General features: G+C 57.9%; 14 protein-coding genes. 9 read left to right on the top strand and 5 right to left on the bottom strand.

Annotation, left to right across the window (positions count from 1 at the left end):
• Nucleotides 1–212: 212 nt before the first annotated feature.
• From DET50_RS10405 to DET50_RS10420, 4 genes are all read right to left on the bottom strand, one after another.
• A complete protein-coding gene (locus DET50_RS10405; protein ID WP_113862791.1) occupies nucleotides 213–842 on the bottom strand; it encodes an SPOR domain-containing protein in 630 nt (209 codons plus the stop codon).
• 9 nt (nucleotides 843–851) lie between these two features.
• Nucleotides 852–2537, bottom strand: coding sequence for an arginine--tRNA ligase (gene argS / locus DET50_RS10410; protein WP_113862792.1), 1686 nt, complete (start codon nucleotides 2535–2537; stop codon nucleotides 852–854).
• Between the two features lie 136 nt (nucleotides 2538–2673).
• Nucleotides 2674–3516: a hypothetical protein gene (locus tag DET50_RS10415; protein WP_113862793.1), complete on the bottom strand. Its 843-nt coding sequence runs from the start codon at nucleotides 3514–3516 to the stop codon at nucleotides 2674–2676.
• 188 nt (nucleotides 3517–3704) lie between these two features.
• The gene (locus DET50_RS10420) at nucleotides 3705–5873 is read right to left on the bottom strand and encodes a primosomal protein N' (protein ID WP_258546108.1); all 2169 of its coding nucleotides are present in this window, start codon (nucleotides 5871–5873) and stop codon (nucleotides 3705–3707) included.
• Between the two features lie 258 nt (nucleotides 5874–6131).
• Between DET50_RS10420 and rpmE the strand changes: the two genes are divergently transcribed.
• Together rpmE and DET50_RS10430 are read left to right on the top strand one after the other, a co-directional pair.
• A complete protein-coding gene (gene rpmE / locus DET50_RS10425; protein ID WP_113862795.1) occupies nucleotides 6132–6353 on the top strand; it encodes a 50S ribosomal protein L31 in 222 nt (73 codons plus the stop codon).
• A gap of 220 nt (nucleotides 6354–6573) precedes the next feature.
• Entirely contained in the window at nucleotides 6574–7839 is a 1266-nt protein-coding gene (locus DET50_RS10430; RefSeq protein ID WP_113862796.1) for a malic enzyme-like NAD(P)-binding protein, read from the top strand.
• A 65-nt stretch (nucleotides 7840–7904) separates the two neighbouring features.
• Here DET50_RS10430 and DET50_RS10435 read toward each other — a convergent pair whose 3' ends face one another.
• Entirely contained in the window at nucleotides 7905–10427 is a 2523-nt protein-coding gene (locus DET50_RS10435; protein WP_113862797.1) for a penicillin-binding protein 1A, read from the bottom strand.
• A 195-nt stretch (nucleotides 10428–10622) separates the two neighbouring features.
• Here DET50_RS10435 and DET50_RS10440 point away from each other — a divergent pair, with 195 nt between their 5' ends.
• The 7 genes from DET50_RS10440 (at nucleotide 10623) to aroB (ending at nucleotide 17279) form a co-directional block, all read left to right on the top strand.
• On the top strand, nucleotides 10623–11687 hold the full coding sequence (locus DET50_RS10440; RefSeq protein ID WP_113862798.1) for a pilus assembly protein PilM: 1065 nt from the start codon (nucleotides 10623–10625) through the stop codon (nucleotides 11685–11687).
• Entirely contained in the window at nucleotides 11687–12250 is a 564-nt protein-coding gene (locus DET50_RS10445; RefSeq protein ID WP_113862799.1) for a PilN domain-containing protein, read from the top strand. Before DET50_RS10440 ends, DET50_RS10445 begins: the two co-directional genes overlap by 1 nt.
• Nucleotides 12250–12861 carry a type IV pilus inner membrane component PilO gene (locus tag DET50_RS10450; protein ID WP_113862800.1) on the top strand — a complete coding sequence of 204 codons (612 nt, stop codon included), beginning with the start codon at nucleotides 12250–12252 and terminating at the stop codon, nucleotides 12859–12861. The genes DET50_RS10445 and DET50_RS10450 overlap by 1 nt, the downstream gene beginning before the upstream one ends.
• A 2-nt stretch (nucleotides 12862–12863) precedes the next feature.
• Nucleotides 12864–13412: a pilus assembly protein PilP gene (locus DET50_RS10455; protein ID WP_113862801.1), complete on the top strand. Its 549-nt coding sequence runs from the start codon at nucleotides 12864–12866 to the stop codon at nucleotides 13410–13412.
• A 66-nt stretch (nucleotides 13413–13478) separates the two neighbouring features.
• The gene (locus tag DET50_RS10460; protein WP_181799969.1) at nucleotides 13479–15542 is read left to right on the top strand and encodes a type IV pilus secretin PilQ; all 2064 of its coding nucleotides are present in this window, start codon (nucleotides 13479–13481) and stop codon (nucleotides 15540–15542) included.
• A gap of 89 nt (nucleotides 15543–15631) precedes the next feature.
• Nucleotides 15632–16198 carry a shikimate kinase AroK gene (gene aroK, locus DET50_RS10465; RefSeq protein ID WP_113862803.1) on the top strand — a complete coding sequence of 189 codons (567 nt, stop codon included), beginning with the start codon at nucleotides 15632–15634 and terminating at the stop codon, nucleotides 16196–16198.
• Nucleotides 16191–17279 (top strand): 3-dehydroquinate synthase, encoded by a 1089-nt coding sequence (aroB, locus tag DET50_RS10470; RefSeq protein ID WP_113862804.1) that lies wholly within the window; start codon nucleotides 16191–16193, stop codon nucleotides 17277–17279. Before aroK ends, aroB begins: the two co-directional genes overlap by 8 nt.
• The last annotated feature ends 27 nt before the right edge of the window (nucleotides 17280–17306 follow it).

The following is a 17306-nucleotide window of genomic DNA, read 5'->3' on the forward strand; positions in this document are numbered from 1 at the left end:
GCACAGTTTTGGAGAACGGTCTCCAAACCCGACCCAAAACCTGGGAGTTGAACCTGTCCGAGTATGCGAAACTGCTGTATTTCGAGCGCCTTTCGGGGATGTGATTCCGAAACCCTGCGGAGCCATGGATGGCGGAGCGGAGCGTACAGGGACGTATCCACAGCGTGTTTCGGAATCACATCCCCGAAAGGTGCTTCCACCAAGAGAAGAGGTCAGCCCTCTTTGGGAATCTTCCGAATCAAAGGCTGGATGTTCAGCGAAACCAGCTTGTCGATGGCCGAGTTCATCTGGCTGCGGGAGGTGAATGGCCCGACATTTACCCGGTACCAGACCGAACCGTTGTCCAGATCAATCCGTTGAACGCTGGCCCGTAGTCCCTGGAAGGCAATCTGGGCCCGTTGGCGTTCGGCGTCTTCACGGCTGCGGAAGGAGCCGGACTGGACCAGGTAATCGAAGTTCTGCTTGGTCGGGGAGGGACTGTACTCCTCTACCTTGGGCGGCACCACTTCGGATTCTGGCAGCATTTCGTAGAAGCGGAAATTCTGCTTCTTTTCTTCCTGGGTGGCAGTTTTTGGTACCTGCTGTACCGGTGCCTGAACCTGGGCCGGCGCTTTGGCCTGCTGGCTCGTGGCCGGCAGGGAGTTGAGGTAGACAATAAACCCGATAAAGCCGCCCACCGTCGCCAGGGACAGGATCCACTTCAGTGAAAGGCTGCCGTGCTGTCGGTGTGCCGGTGCAGCAGGCCGGGCACGCTGTTTCGAGCGTGCAGGCCTTGCAGGTGCCTTCTTTGGCGTGGCGGAAGACCGGCTGGGCCGGTCTTTGCGGGCGTAGTCTCGGGACATTGGGTTGTCTTACATCACTTCCGGTGCGCTGACGCCCAGCAGGTCCAGGCCGTTTTCGAGTACCTGGCGAACCGCGAGGTACAGGCTCAGGCGTGCATCCCGCAGGGCGGTATCTTCGATCAATACCTTGTGCGCGTTGTAATAGGTGTGGAACTGCCCGGCCAGCTCGCGCAGGTAGTGGGCCACGTGGTGCGGCTCTCGCTGGGCGGCGGCGTTGGTGACCAGTTCCGGGTATTTCGCCAGCTGGTTGGCCAGGTCCTTTTCCTCATCCAGGGTCAGAATCGACAGGTCGCCAATGCACTCATGGCGGTCGCGGTTAACGCCTTCGTCCGCGAGTTTGCGCAGTACGCTGCAAATCCGGGCATGGGCATACTGGATGTAATAGACCGGGTTTTCATTGGTCTGGGAGCGGGCCAGGTCGATATCGAAGGTCAACTGTGAGTCTACCCGGCGTGCCGCCAGGAAGAACCGGGTGGCATCCCGGCCGACTTCGTCGATCAAATCGCGCACAGTGACGTAGCTGCCGGCACGTTTGGAAATTTTCACTTCCTGGCCAGAGCGGGTGACCATGACCATCTGGTGCAGCACGTAATCGGGCCAGCCCTGGGGGATGCCGGCCTTCAGCGCCTGGAGGCCAGCCCTGACCCGGGTGACGGTGGAGTGGTGGTCCGCCCCCTGTTCGTTGATGACGGTGGTGAAGCCCCGCTGCCACTTGTCGAGATGGTAGGCCACATCCGGCAGGAAGTAGGTGTAACCGCCATCCTTCTTGCGCATCACCCGGTCCTTGTCATCTCCGAACTCGGTGGTGCGCAGCCACATGGCGCCATCCTGTTCATAGGTATAGCCGTTCTCCTGCAGGCGCTTGACGGTGGCTTCTACCTTGCCATCCTCGTACAGGGCGGATTCCAGGAAATAGACGTCAAAGTGCACGCCGAAGGCTTTCAGGTCCAGATCCTGTTCCCGGCGCAGATAGGCCACGGCAAATTCCCGGATGGCATCCATGTCTTCCGGGTCGCCTTTGCCGGTTACTTCCCGGTCGTCGGCCGTCACGGTTTCACCCGCCAGGTAGGACTTCGCGACATCAATAATGTAGTCACCGCGGTAACCGTCAGCCGGCCAGCTGTCATCGTCAGGGGTCAGGCCCTTGGCGCGGGACTGGACAGACAGCGCCAGGTTGTTGATCTGGGCGCCGGCGTCGTTGTAATAGAACTCGCGGGTAACCTTGTAACCATTGGCTTCCAGCAGCCGGCTCAGGCTGTCACCAATCGCTGCGCCACGGCCGTGGCCCACGTGCAGGGGGCCGGTGGGGTTGGCGGAGACAAATTCCACCTGCACCTTCTCGCCTTTGCCGCTGTCGTTGCGGCCAAACCGGTCCGCCTCGTTCAGGACAGTCTCCACGATTTCGAAGGCGCTGGCCGTGCTCATGAAAAAGTTGATGAAGCCGGGCCCGGCAATCTCCACCTTGACCACCGCCTTGCTCTCCGGCAAACGGTCAACCAGAGCCTCGGCAAGTTGGCGTGGCGGGCAGCCTGCGGCCTTGGAGGCAACCAGGGCAATGTTGCAGGCGTAATCGCCGTGGGCCTTGTCCTTGGTGTTGCCTACTTGCGGGGTAAAGGTCTGGTCCGCGGGCAGGGTGCCTTCAGATTGCAGCGCTGCCAGCGCAGACTGGAGCAGCTCGGAAACGGTCTCTTTCATGCTGTCAGATGACTCGGTTTACTGGAGAATGGGTGTCAGGGCAGGGAGCCCGATGGAAACAGAAGGCGGGTATTATCGCGGAAAGTTTGGATGTAAGCAAAAAGCCCGGCAAATGCCGGGCGTGGACGTAAAGTCTTTATTTGAGTCCGCGAAAGTACGTGATTACCGCACTGTTGGTGCCGATTACAAGAATTTGGTCACCCCCGAAGACTCCAAGTGCCCGATAGTCTCCATTTCTTTGTTCGGCGCTCGATCCTCCTGAGCTGCCGCAGTTCTCTGCAGTAAACAGTACTCGGAAAACGTTCACGGAAGTGTCCGGGATGTTTACCGAACCATTGAAGATGCAGCCACGTTGGTCAGTGCCCGTCAGGGAACCATCGGCGTTGATGGTGATTTGGGTAGTAACGACGTTGCTGTCCTGCATCAGGTAGGAGCCAGCGAGATCGGCAATGGCTATTGGGGTATCGCTGATACCGTTGCTTCGCGAAAGCTCGACCACTGATCGATAGCCGGTTTCCGGTGCTTCGACTTTAAGCGTAGCCGTTTCCGAGTCGGTAGCCTGGCCGCTGACCGTGCCATCAACCTGGTCCCATGTTTCAGAATAGAAAATATTGGTGCCGGCTCCGACGATCTGATTCTCACCCGTCCCCCCCAGTACTCCAAATGTGGCGTCGGTCTGGGAAATGAACGTTACGAAACTGCCGTCAGGGTCAATGATGGTCGCGACACCCGAGTAGGTGTTTCCTTCTTCAACGTTAACCGTGGTCTCGTAATACCCGGGGCTGATCGGTAGTGAAACCACTGGTTCGGAGTCGCCGGTTTCAGTCTGAGTGTTGGTTGGCGGGGTCCACGGCTCAAATAAGGGGGAAGGTGGATTGCCCTGCGGAGCCAGAGGTTGGGAGTACTCCTGGCCCCCGCACGCAGACAACAGGAAAGTCGCAGATAATGTTAAACCGAGTAGGGGAAGTCTCCCTGGCATGCCAATCTCCCTGAAATTTATTTCGCTTGGACCAGTGCTTGACTGGAGGCTCTAGAAAGGGCCTTTATATGATTTTTGCAAATAAAAGAGTGTTAATATGTCGTCTTGATATTAGCCCCGTGGCGGCTGATGTCCATTCCCGCCACGAAAACTAAAAATCGCGAGGGAAGCAGTAGTTGGCGACGTTGTTATCCAATCTCCTGCGGATCCACATCCACCATCCATTTCACCTTTGGCGGGAGCTTCTGCTGGTCCAGGTGCTGGCAGATGCCGGCAAGAACAGCGTTAAGCCGGCCCCTTTGATTGCTGAGTAGCACCAGTTGGGCGCGGTGACGGTCGGCGCGGCGGGCGATCAGGGCGGGCAGGGGGCCCCAGGTTTCGATGCCGGGGCCGGAGGCGGAGGGTTTGATGGCGTCCAGCAGTTCCAGGCTGCTCTGCATGGTGTCTGCTTCGGCGCGGAAGATGGCCATGTGCCGGAACGGTGGGAACTGGCCCTGCTCCCGTTCTGCCATCAGTTGGTCGGCAATGCTCAGGTAGTTCTCTGTGCACAGTGATTTGAGCAGCGGATGGTCGCTGTGGCAGGTCTGGATCAGCACCTTGCCGGCCTTGTTGCCACGGCCGGCCCGTCCACTGACCTGGAGCAGGGTCTGGATGAGCTGTTCGGGCGCGCGGAAATCCACGCTGAACAGTCCGCCATCGGCATTCACCACCACCACGAGAGTCACATTCGGGAAGTCGTGGCCCTTGGCGAGCATCTGGGTTCCCACCAGCACGCAGGGCGCGCCGCTGTTCACCTTGTCCAGGATGGCCTGGATGCTGCCTTTTCTCTGGGTGCTGTCCCGGTCGACCCGAACCACCGGCACGGCCGGAAAAGCTTCGGCCAGCGTGTCTTCGGTCCGCTCGGTACCCTGGCCGACCGGCTTGAACGCCTCGCTCTGGCATTTGGGGCAATGACTGGTGGCGGCGGCCTGGTAGTCGCAGTGGTGGCAGCGCATGGCGCGGTCCCGGCGATGGTAGGTCAGCCGGGTGTCGCAGCGGGGGCATTCGACCATGTGGCCACAATCAAAGCACATCATAACCGGGGCATAGCCTCGGCGGTTTACGAACACCAGAGCCTGCTCACCCCGGTCGAGGGTGTCCCGGATGGCGTTCAGGGCAGGGCGGGAAAGCCCGCCCTCCAGTGGACGGCTGCGGATATCGAGCAGGCTCATGGTGGGCGGTACTGCCTTTTTCGCCCGTTCTTCGAGTCTGACCAGCCGATACTTGCCCTGGCGGGCATTGTGGTAGGACTCCAGGGATGGGGTGGCAGAGCCAAGTATGATGGGGCACTTGTTCAGATGGGCACGATAAACCGCCAGGTCCCGTCCCGAATAGCGGAAGCCCTCGCCCTGCTTATAGGAGCTGTCATGCTCTTCATCAACGATTATGGTTTCAAGGCCAATGAACGGCAGCAGCACGGCGGACCGGGTGCCAATCAGGATGACCGGTTGGCCGCGGCGGACCTTGAGCCAGGTGTTCAGCCGTTCGCCATCATTCAGCGCCGAGTGCCACACCACGATGCGGTCTCCGAAGTAATGTCGGAAACGGGCAACGGTTTGCGGGGTCAGGTTGATCTCCGGCACCAGCACTAACCCCTGGCCCGTATCGGTCAGGTGTTCCTTGAGGTAATGAAGATAGATCTCGGTTTTACCGCTGCCTGTGATTCCGTACAGGAGGGTGGTATCAAAACCGTCCTTCCCCGCGGGAAGCTGGCTTGCCGCTTGCTTCTGGGTTGGTGTCAGGGTCGGTCGAAGGTCCGGGGATAGTAGTGCGACTGCCGGGTTATTCTCCTGCTGCGCTTGCTCAATCAGCCCCTTCCCGGCGAGGCCTTTGATCTGGGCACGGGTAAACCCGGCCTTGATAATGGTGCCGGTACTGGCGGGAGCAGGTTGCTGGCTCAGCCATTGCAGCAGGGCTTTCTGGCGGTGGGCATTGGCTGCCAATTCACTACCCGAACTTTTTGCCGTCCAGCTCTCTTCCTCTTTTTCCCGGGCGGGCCGGCCCCGGCGGAGCGCGGGCGGTAGCGCGGTGAACAGGCATTCTCCGAGTGGGTGCTGGTAATAGGTGCTGGCCCAGCTCAGAAGATCAAAGGTTTCCGTTGGCAGGGCCTGCCAGTCCTCAAGCACATGGCTGATGGTTTTAAGGGTGATGCCCTCGGGCGGCTCCACATCCGTTTCCACCACCAGGCCGGTCAACTGCTGCCGGCCGAACGGAATCTGTACCCTTTGCCCCCGAGTAACCTGCATGCCTTCAGGGATGAGGTAATCAAACAGTCTCCTTAATGGACGGTTGAGGGCGATTCGTGCGGTTCGGGGCACTCGGGACTCCATTTCAGGTGATGTTGTGGTTTTCACTTAGGGATCGAACCCGGCAGCCTGGTGGTATTGTGGCTGCGAGGCAGGGAATGAAGCGCCCGTAAGGCTTGCCTGTCACAGAGATTGCAAGTATTATTCGCGGTCTGTTTTCGGCAGGGCATGATTGTGCCTCGCCTTTCACTTTGATTCAAACATGCGGTGCCAGGCGCCAGGGATTGATTCCCCGTGACCGGGTAGCGGCATGACCGAAAGAGGTTCGCCATGAAAGAAGGTATTCACCCGAAGTACGAAGAGGTTACCGCCACCTGTTCCTGCGGTAACGTCATCAAGACCCGTTCCACCGTTGGCCACGATCTGCAGCTGGATGTTTGTTCCCAGTGCCACCCGTTCTACACCGGTAAGCAGAAGGTTATGGACACCGGCGGTCGTATCGAGCGTTTCAACAAGCGCTTCGGTGGCCGTATCGGTGGCAACAAGTCCTGATATCGACTGTTGCATGCAAAAAAAGCGCCTCCGGGCGCTTTTTTTATGGCCATTTGCCAGTGTGTAGAAATTTGCGATATACGCAATTAGCCCTATTGACTGATCACAAAATGCGCTGTTGCCACTTGTCGTTTCGGGACGGGCGGGCCATAATGGCGCGCTCCGCTGGGCAAGCTCCGGCGGTTCATTACCTTTAAACGTGACAAACGGAACAGTGGCAATGTCTCAAGATCTGAAAGAAGCAGCCCTTGAATATCACGCCAAGCCGCGGCCTGGTAAGCTGAGTGTTGAAATCACCAAGCCGACCCAGACCTCCCGCGACCTTTCCCTGGCGTATAGCCCCGGGGTTGCCGAACCGGTCCGCGAGATCGCAAAGGACCCGGAGAACGCATACAAGTACACCGCCAAGGGCAACCTGGTGGCTGTCATCTCCGATGGTTCCGCGATTCTTGGTCTGGGTAACCTGGGTCCGCTGGCGAGCAAGCCGGTAATGGAAGGCAAGGGCGTACTGTTCAAGCGCTTTGCCGGAATTGATGTCTTCGATATCGAGGTCAATTCCGAAAGCCCGCAGGCGTTTATTGAAACGGTTGAGCGTATCGCGGATACCTTTGGTGGTATCAACCTTGAAGACATCAAGGCACCAGAGTGCTTCGAGATTGAGCGAGCGTTGATCGAAAAATGTAACGTGCCAGTCTTCCATGATGACCAGCACGGTACGGCAATCGTGACTGCAGCCGGCATGATCAATGCCCTTGAGCTGCAGGGCAAGAAAATTGAAGAAGCGACAGTGGTGTGTCTGGGTGCCGGAGCAGCCGCTATCGCTTGCATGAAGCTGCTGATCAGCTGCGGTATTCGCTCTGAGAACATCTTCATGCTCGACCGCAAGGGTGTGATCCACTCTGGTCGTGACGATCTCAACCAGTACAAGGCAATGTTTGCCAACGATACCGACAAGCGCACACTTGATGACGCCATTGATGGTGCGGACGTTTTTGTTGGTCTCTCCGGTCCGGATCTTCTGTCAGCCGATCAGCTGAAGAAAATGGCTCCGAATCCGATCGTTTTCGCATGTTCCAACCCTGATCCGGAGATCAGCCCGGAGCTGGCCAGTTCGGTTCGTGATGACCTCATCATGGCTACCGGCCGTTCCGACTACCCGAACCAGGTCAACAACGTGCTGGGCTTCCCGTTCATTTTCCGTGGTGCGCTGGACGTTCGTGCCACTGCGATCAACGAGGAAATGAAGGTGGCTGCGGTCAACGCGATCCGTGAGCTGGCGAAGGAGCCGGTACCGCAGGAAATCTGCGAAGCCTACGGTGTAGACAAGTTCGAGTTCGGCAAGGAATACATCATTCCGAAGCCGATGGATGTGCGTCTGCTGGAAGTGGTTCCGGCGGCGGTTGCCCGTGCAGCCGTGGATTCCGGTGTTGCCCGCAACGCGTATCCGGCTCACTACCCGCTCAAGTCCATGGACGACATCATCTGATCGTCCTCGGGATATAAAAAAACCGGCGGTGATCCCGCCGGTTTTTTTGTGCGTGAAGGAAAAGATCAGAACAGTTGGCGGGAAAGGTCGCCGTTCCCGTTGTTGTTGGTGCCGTCACGTTCTTCGGCTGTCAGCGGTTGTGGCGCGTTCTCTTCCTTGAACACCTCGAAAATTCCTTCCTCACCGGGGCGAGCCCGTTCACCGGTCTCCGGATTGATGCGCACATTCACGATGCCGTTCGGACGGGGCATTACAGCCGGTGGGGTGTCCTTGAGAGCAACCTGCATGTAATCGATCCAGATGGGCAGCGCGGTGCTGGCACCGTACTCGCCGCGGCCAAGGGGTGCCGGCTGGTCGAAGCCTACCCATACGGTAGTGGCGACCTTGTGGTTGAAGCCTGCAAACCAGGTGTCCCGCTGCTCATTCGTGGTTCCGGTCTTGCCGGCGATGTCACTGCGGCCCAGGGCCTGTGCCCGACGGCCAGTACCACGGCGGATCACGTCCTGCATCATCGAGTGCAGAATATAGACAGAGCGCTCGTCGGCAAGGCGTTTCATGAGGCGAACCGGTTGGTCATCCCGGGTGTCTGTCAGCTCCTCGCTGGTCAGATCTTTCGGATTGGCGTCTGTCAGTGATTCGGGCTTTTCGTCGAGTTCTTCGTCGGCGACCAGGTCGTCACAGTTATCTTCACAAAGGATGGTTTTCGGAGCCTGGTAGATGACCTCACCGTTCATGTCCCGAATTTCCTCGATGAGGTAGGGTTCCACATCGAAGCCGCCATTGGCGATGACGGCCTGGGCGCGGGCCAGCTGCATGGGGGTTATCAGGCCACTGCCGAGCGCCAGGGACAGGTTGTCCGGCATGTTATCGACAGGGATGCGAAGCTGTTCCAGGTTTTCGAGCGTGGTCCTGATGCCGACATCGCGCAACAGTCGGACGGAAACGAGGTTCTTCGAGCGGTAAAGCGCCTCCCGCAGCCGGGTCGGGCCACCAAAGCGCCCTGACGAGTTTTCCGGGCGCCAGGCGGTTTCCAGTTCCGAGTCCTCGAACACGATCGGTGCATCATTGTAGATGGTCGCCGGGGTCATGCCGTTCTCGAGCGCGGTCAGATACAGGAATGGCTTGAAGGTGGAGCCGGGCTGGCGATCGGCCTGGGTTGCCCGGTTATACTTGCTCTGATTGAAGCTGTAGCCACCGGCAAGCGCGTCGATGGCGCCGGTGTCTGCTTCCAGGGAGATCAGTGCACCCTCCACTTTCGGTACCTGGCTCAGGGCCACCTCGACCGGGGTGGTCTGAGATTCTTCCGTGCCTTCGTTTTCCGGACCGATCATGGCCGGGTTCTGCAACTTCACATACACCACGTCACCGACCGCAACCACATCGGAAGGCTTCTTGGGCGCGGGTCCGGTCAGGTCCTCGGTCTTGTGGCGCTTGGCCCAGGTCATGGTTTCGAAAGGCATGACGGCTTGTCCGATGCTTCGGGCGTGTACCTCGACCCGCTGTTCATCGTCATTGACCGAGGTAACAATCGCAGGTAGCAGAGACTCGACCCGCGGATAATTCCGTGCCAGATCGGAAAGCTCGCGTTCCTTCAATTCTTCAGGATCGATCTGGCCGATAGGTCCACGGAAGCCGTGGCGCTGGTCATAAGCTTCAAGGCCTGCACGCAGGGCTTCGGTTGCCGCCTGTTGCTTGTCGCCTTCTACAGTCAGGGTGACGGAGTAGCCGTCAGTGTAGGCATCCTCGCCAAACCGGCGCACCATCTCGGCCCGGGCCATTTCCGCCACATAGTCTGCATCCACTTCTGCTTCGGTGGCGTTGTAACTGGCGGTCAGCGGAGCGTTTACCGCCAGATCATAGGCGTCAGGGGTGATGTATCCCAGTTCCTGCATGCGCCCGAGAATCCAGTTGCGGCGGATCAGGGCACGTTCGGCGTTGGCGAGAGGGTTATAGGCCGAGGGGGCCTTGGGCAGGCCTGCCAGCATCGCCATTTGGGCCAGTGTCAGCTCTCTGACCGGTTTGTCATAGTAAACCTGTGCCGCCGCAGCAATGCCATAGGCCCGGTTGCCCAGGTAGATTTTGTTCAGATACAGCTCGAAAATGCGATCCTTGTCCAGCTCACGCTCTATCTGAAGAGCCAGAAGTATCTCGTTGAACTTTCGTATAAAGGTCCGATCCCGTGACAAAAAGTAATTTTTTGCAACCTGCATGGTGATGGTACTGCCGCCGGACTGGATTTCACCGGTGGAGACCAATTGCACTGCAGCCCGCATCAGGCCTTTGATATCGACTCCGAAATGCTCGTAGAACCGGGCGTCTTCAGCTGCCATGAAGGCTTGTAACTGAATTGTAGGGATCTGTTCGATTGTGATTGGTGCCCTTCTCTTTTCCCCGAATTCTGCTATTAATCTGTTGTCCTTGGAATAGACCCTCAGCGGCGTCTGGAGCTTGATGTCCAGCAATTGCTCGACGGGGGGCAGCCCGGGACGAAGGTAAAGATAGAAGCCTGACGCTGTAATAACCGCGACACTCAGTCCAGTTAGAAACAGCCAGGCGAAAAGACGAGATGTACGCAACAAATGAGACATTTTTTTCTGACAACAGTTGGATATAGGTCTATCATTTGAGAAATTGCTTTAGGAAGAGTAACTCACTTCGCTGTAAAGCAATGCATCTCAAAAAGAAGAACAGGCATTGTAGACGGAAAGCAGAAGAAATTCTCTTACATAAAAAACACATAAGTTATTTAACCGGGTGCATGTAACCAGGTATAGGGTGAGCGCGTGTTCGGATTGTTCGGAAAGAAATCCAGTGCAGTGCTGGGCGTGGATGTTAGCTCCAGCTCGGTCAAACTTCTGGAGCTGTCGAAGCAGGGCGGCCGGTACAAGGTTGAAAGCTACGCGGTGGAGCCATTGCCGGCTAACGCCGTGGTAGAAAAAAACATCACGGATGTCGAGGCGGTCGGGGAAGTTCTCAAACGCGTCGCATCCAAGTCCCGTACCAGTCTTAAACAGGTTGCGGTTGCGGTCTCCGGCTCTGCTGTGATCACCAAGCTGATCCAGATGGACGGCGGTCTCAATGAATTCGAGATGGAAGACCAGATCGCACTGGAGGCAGACCAGTACATTCCCTATCCCCTGGATGAAGTTGCGATCGACTTCGAGGTGCAGGGGCCATCAGAAACCAATCCCGATCAGGTTGATGTATTGCTGGCAGCTTGCCGGAAGGAAAACGTCGATATCCGGGAAGATGCGCTGGAAATTGCCGGCCTCACTACCAAGATCGTTGACGTGGAAGCCTATGCGCTGGAGCGCGCCTACGCCCTGATCGAGCCCCAGCTTGAGTCCCAGGGTGAGGAGTTGGTGGTTGCCATCGTTGATATCGGTGCGACCATGACCACGCTGAGCGTACTTGCCGGCGGCGTGACGGTGTACACCCGCGAACAGATTTTCGGTGGCAAGCAGCTGACCGAGGAAATTCAGCGCCGCTACGGCCTGTCCCTGGAGGAGGCCGGTCTGGCCAAGAAACAGGGCGGCCTGCCTGATGATTATGAATCCGAAGTGCTGACGCCGTTCCGGGAAGCCGTGGTCCAGCAGGTGGCCCGGGCGCTCCAGTTCTTCTTCGGGGCCAGTCAGTACAACGCAGTGGATTATGTGGTACTTGCCGGTGGCACCGCGTCGATCCAGGGCCTGATTGAGATGGTGGAGGAGAAGACCGGAACGCCCGCATTGGTGGCAAATCCCTTTGCCGACATGGCCGTGGGGTCCCGGGTAAACGCATCGGCACTCAGCAATGATGCGCCCTCACTGATGATTGCGTGTGGCCTGGCAATGAGGAGCTTCGACTGATGGCAAAGATTAACCTCAGACCCTGGCGGGAAGAGCTGCGCGCCGAGAAGCAGAAGCAGTTTGTGGCCATGATCCTGGCTGCAGCGATTATTGGCGCCGGTAGTGTGTTCCTCTGGAAGACTGACATGGACAACCGGATTGCCTACCAGCAGTCCCGTAACGCCTACATAGAAACAGCGTCCAAGAAGCTGGATGCCCAGATCAAGGAAATCGAGAACCTCAAGCGCAAGCGCGACGAGCTGCTGGCAAGGATGCAGGTTATCCAGGATCTTCAGGGCAAGCGTCCGGTGATTGTTCGGGTGTTTGATGAACTGGTTCAAACCCTCCCGGACGGTCTTTTCTACACGGACCTGAAGAAAACCGGCGATAACATCCAGATTGTCGGTATGGCCGAGTCCAACAGCCGGATTTCCACCCTCATGCGCGATTTCGAGAAGTCAGACTGGTTCACCGATCCAAACCTCTCCAACGTTGCCGCTGCTGACCAGCGCCGCGCCGGATACAGTCAGTTCAACCTGTCTGTGAAACAGAAAACCCCCGAGCCCGAAGGGGAGGATAAGTAATGAGCCTCGCGGACTCTCTCAAAAGCCTGAATGAATTCGATGTCAACGATCTGGACCTCAACAATGCCGGCATCTGGCCGACACCGGTCAAGATCATTGTTGCGCTGATCGTGTTCGGCCTGATCGTCGGCGGCGGGTACTGGTTTTTCATCAAGGATCAGTATGCCCAGCTCGAGCGGGTGCAGAAAACCGAGCAGGAATTGCGAAAGAAATACGAGGAAAAAGCCTACCAGGTAGCCAACCTCGACGTGTTCAAGGCACAAATGGCTGAAATGGAGGAAACCTTTGGCGCGCTGGTGCGTCAGTTGCCCAGTGAAACCGAAGTGCCCGGCCTGCTTGAGGACATCACCAACACCGCGCTTGGCAGCGGGCTGTCGTTGCAGGAAATCAAGCTGCAGCCGGAGCAGCAGCGTGATTTCTATGCCGAGTTGCCCATCAACATCCGGGTTTCCGGCACCTATCACGAGTTGGCGTCATTTGTGAGCAGTGTTGCAAGCCTCCCACGGATCGTGACACTGCACGATTTAACCATCAAACCAACAGGCGGAGATGGAGAGCAGCTTGATATGCAGGTTGTCGCTCGTACTTACCGCTACCGGGCTGGAGAGTAAGCATGGCAGCAAAGCATGCAGGTAAGGCCTGGCTGGGAGTGTGTCTGGTGTCCTTGCTGACGGCCTGTACCCAGGAGAGCGGTTTTTCGGATCTGGATCAATTCATGGCAGAAACCCGGGCCAAGCCCCGGGGGCATGTAGAGCCACTGCCGGAATTCAAGGCCTATGAGGCGTTTACTTATTCAGCCGCGGATCGGCGTGCTCCGTTTGAGCCACCGGTGGATGTCCAGTTGACTATGGTTGACGATCAGCCGGCCAGCGATGTCGAGCCGAATCTGGATCGCCCGAGGGAAGTTCTGGAGAACTTTGACCTCAAGGAACTCAGCATGGTCGGCACGCTTCGTGGAGCGGAGGGTAATCTGTTCGCTCTCATCCGGGATAACACAGGCGGCATTCATCGGGTCACCACCGGCAATTACATGGGCGAAAACTACGGCCGTATTGTGGGTGTCAGCGAGAGCCGCGTCGAATTGATTGAAATCGTTCCGAATGGCTCGGGCGGATGGGTGGAGCGTCCTCGTTCCCTGTCCCTGTTCGAGGAACAAGGCTAGGGAGCGGCAAATATGAAGATTGAAAGAAACATGCACGAACAAAAAGGTTTGGGGTCGAGGCTAGCGATGTTCAAAAAACTCAATGTATACGTCGGCGTGATTGCTTTGGGGTTGTTGTCCGGCCTGGCCAACGCGGTCACGCTGGAGGACGTGTCGTTTTCCTCGCTTCCGGGAGAACGGTTGGAGGTGACCCTCCAGTTTGACGGGCAGCCGCCCGAGCCTACCGGCTACACCATTGAGCGCCCGGCCCGGATCGCCGTGGATCTGCGCGATACCACCAGCGGGCTGGATAGCCGCAGCATTCCGCTCGGGGGCGGCAATGCCCAGAGTGTGACAGTGGTGGAAACTCCCGACCGGACCCGATTGATTTTCAATCTTGTTGAACTGGTGCCCTATGACACCGTCCGCAAGGATAACGCTCTGGTGATGACCATTGGCGGCGAAAGCATGGCACCGGCCTCTGCCAGTTCGTCTGATCAGGTAACGGCGAGGAACGAGCCGGCCACAGACACCAATGCCCTGGCCGGAGTCGATTTCCGGCGCGGTAAAGACGGCGAAGGCCGGGTTGTTCTCGATCTGGGAACCAGCACGACCCCGGTTGATCTGGTTGAGCTGGGAGGCAAGATCCGCCTCACCATGCCGGAGCTGACTGTTCCCGAAAATCTGCGCCGTCGCCTGGACGTCACGGATTTTGCGACGCCGGTAAACCGTATCGATACCTATGTCCAGGATGGCAGTGCCGTGGTCGAGATCGTGCCCGAGGGCAACTACGATTACATCGCCTACCAGTCCGGCAGTGAATTCACCGTCAGTGTGGAAAAACTGAGCGAGCAGGAAGCGGAAGCCCGTCGTGAGGAGAAATTCCCGTATACCGGCGAAAAGCTGTCCCTGAACTTCCAGGACATCGAAGTGCGCTCGGTGCTACAGCTGATTGCCGATTTCACCGGTCTGAACCTGGTTGCCAGCGACACGGTAACCGGCAGCATTACGCTGCGACTTCAGAACGTGCCGTGGGATCAGGCTCTGGATCTGATTCTGAAAACCAAGGGCCTGGACAAGCGCCAGATCGGGAACGTACTGCTGGTTGCCCCTGCCGACGAAATTGCAGCCCGTGAGAAGCTGGAACTGGAAACCTCCAAGCAGATCGCCGAGCTGGCGCCGGTTCGTCTGGATATTATCCAGGTCAACTACGCCAAGGCCGCCGATATTGTCGAGCTTATCAAGGCTGACGAAGAGCTGATTTCCGATCGTGGCTTCATCTCCTCGGATGTGCGCACCAACACCATCAGCGTGCGTGAGACCTCCGAGAAGCTCGAGGAAATCCGTCGCCTGGTCTCCACCTGGGATGTACCGGTCCGCCAGGTGTCCATCGAAGCACGGATTGTTCGTGCACAAACCAACGTTGCCGAGAACCTGGGTATCCGTTGGGGTGGCGCGGCTTACGATGTCAGCGGTGACAACGTGTTCACTGTTGGCGGCTCCCAGGGTACCCTGCAGGAAGCCCGTGATGCCGCAGCCGGTAACGACAGCACTATCACCTTCCCGGGTGCGCTTGCTGTGGACCTGGGCGTGACCGGCGAGGGCGCCTCCTCCTTTGCGATCGGCTGGGGCAGCGATGATTTCCTGGTGGATCTGGAACTGTCTGCACTGGAGAGTGACGGTCAGGCCGAGGTTGTTTCCCAGCCGCGTGTCGTGACTGCCGATCGCCAAACGGCCTCCATCAAGTCCGGTGAGGAAATTCCCTATCAGGAGGCTTCCTCCAGCGGCGCCACCTCCGTGTCCTTCAAGGAAGCGGTGCTGTCCCTGGAAGTGACTCCGCAGATCACGCCGGATGACAAGATCATCATGGATCTGGTGGTGAATCAGGATTCCCGAGGTGAGGTCACTGCCGGTATCCCGTCCATCAACACCAATGAGGTCACCACTCAGGTGCTGGTTGGCAACGGCGAAACAGTGGTTCTCGGCGGTATCTTCCAGTCAGAAGTGGCCACCCAGGTGACCAAGACCCCGTTCCTGGGCGATATTCCCTACGTGGGCCGCCTGTTCAAGCGGACGGAGCATATCGACGAGCGCAGCGAACTGTTGATTTTCATCACGCCGAAAATCATCAAGAACGATTTGCTCCGGTAACCGTCCCGCTGAAGCCAGAAGCCGCCGCGTAAAACCGGCGGCTTTTTTTGTGATATTCTCACCCGCCTGAAACCTGTTGAGCGGAAGTTATGTCTTTGCCCAAACGCATTGTTCTGGTTGGCCCGATGGGCGCCGGGAAAAGTACTATCGGTCGCATGTTGGCCCGTGAGCTGGGTTACCGTTTTCTCGATACCGACCGAATCATCGAAGAACGGTGCGGCGCCAATATCCCGTGGATTTTTGATGTTGAGGGCGAAGATGGTTTCCGGCAGCGGGAAACGGCCATGCTTGAGCAGCTGTCCGCTGAGCCCCAGACGGTCCTTGCCACGGGCGGGGGAGCGGTAATGCGTCCTGAGAATCATCCTTTGCTGAAACGGGATTCCATCGTGGTCTATCTCAAGACTTCGATCGACCAGCAGGTTGAGCGAACCCGCAAGGACAGGAATCGCCCGCTGTTGCAGAATGATGATCCCGAGGCGGTCTTGCGCAAGTTGTTTGAAATCCGGGACCCGATTTACCGGCAGCTCGCTGACGTGGTCATGTACACGGACCGGAAAAGCCCCCGCCTTGTGGTCAGGCAACTGATCAATCGTATTAACCCGAGAACGCCACGGCATCGGCGCCAGGTGCGTAAGGAAGGTCGTAACCATGTCTGAGATATTCCGGGAACTCACCGTTGATCTGGGTGAGCGAAGCTATCCGATCATCATCGGTTCAGGGTTGCTGGGTAACACCGATCTGTCCTCTTACGTCGCCGGCTCCCAGGTCATGATCGTAACCAACGATACCGTGGCTCCCCTGTACCTGGACAAGATCCGCAACAGTTTTCCGGGCAAGCAGGTCGATACCGTCGTGCTTCCGGACGGGGAGAAATTCAAGGACTGGCAGACTCTCAACCGCATTTTCGATGCCCTGCTGGAGCAGCGGCACAGCCGGAAGACCACGCTGGTGGCCTTGGGCGGTGGTGTTATCGGTGATATGGCCGGATTTGCGGCTGCCTGTTACCAGAGGGGGGTGCCTTTTATCCAGGTGCCTACCACGCTGTTGTCCCAGGTTGATTCCTCTGTCGGCGGCAAGACCGGTATAAATCATCCGCTTGGCAAGAACATGATCGGGGCCTTTCATCAGCCCCAGGTGGTGTTGATCGACACCGACACTCTGCAAACCCTGCCACCCCGGGAGGTGTCAGCGGGGCTGGCGGAAGTGATCAAGTACGGCCTTATCCGGGATACAGAGTTTCTTGCCTGGCTCGAAGACAATATGGATGCGCTGGTGGGGCTGGAAGCCGGCGCGCTCGCCGAAGCCATCTATCGTTCCTGTGCCTGCAAGGCGGAGGTCGTGGCTCTTGATGAGCGGGAAGGGGGGCTGCGGGCCATCCTCAATCTTGGGCATACCTTTGGGCACGCCATCGAGACCTTTGCGGGTTACGGAATCTGGCTCCATGGCGAGGCGGTAGGTACCGGCATGATCATGGCCGCGGACCTGTCGACCCGGGAGGGAATGATTTCCGGTGAAGACTATCGTCGGGCAGTTGATATCATCCTGCGCGCCGGGCTGCCGAAAATGCCTCCGGAAGCCATGACTCCGGAGGACTTCATGCGACTGATGGCGGTCGACAAGAAAAATGTCGATGGCGCACTCCGTCTGGTTTTGTTGCGCAGTATCGGTGATGCGTTTGTGACTGCCGATGCCCGGAAAGAAAGCCTGGCAGCAACTCTCGACGCCTTCTGTCACTGACCCGGTCGGCTCCGGAGTAGGCACCGT

Source organism: Marinobacter pelagius (genome assembly GCF_003315345.1).
GTDB lineage: Bacteria > Pseudomonadota > Gammaproteobacteria > Pseudomonadales > Oleiphilaceae > Marinobacter > Marinobacter pelagius_A.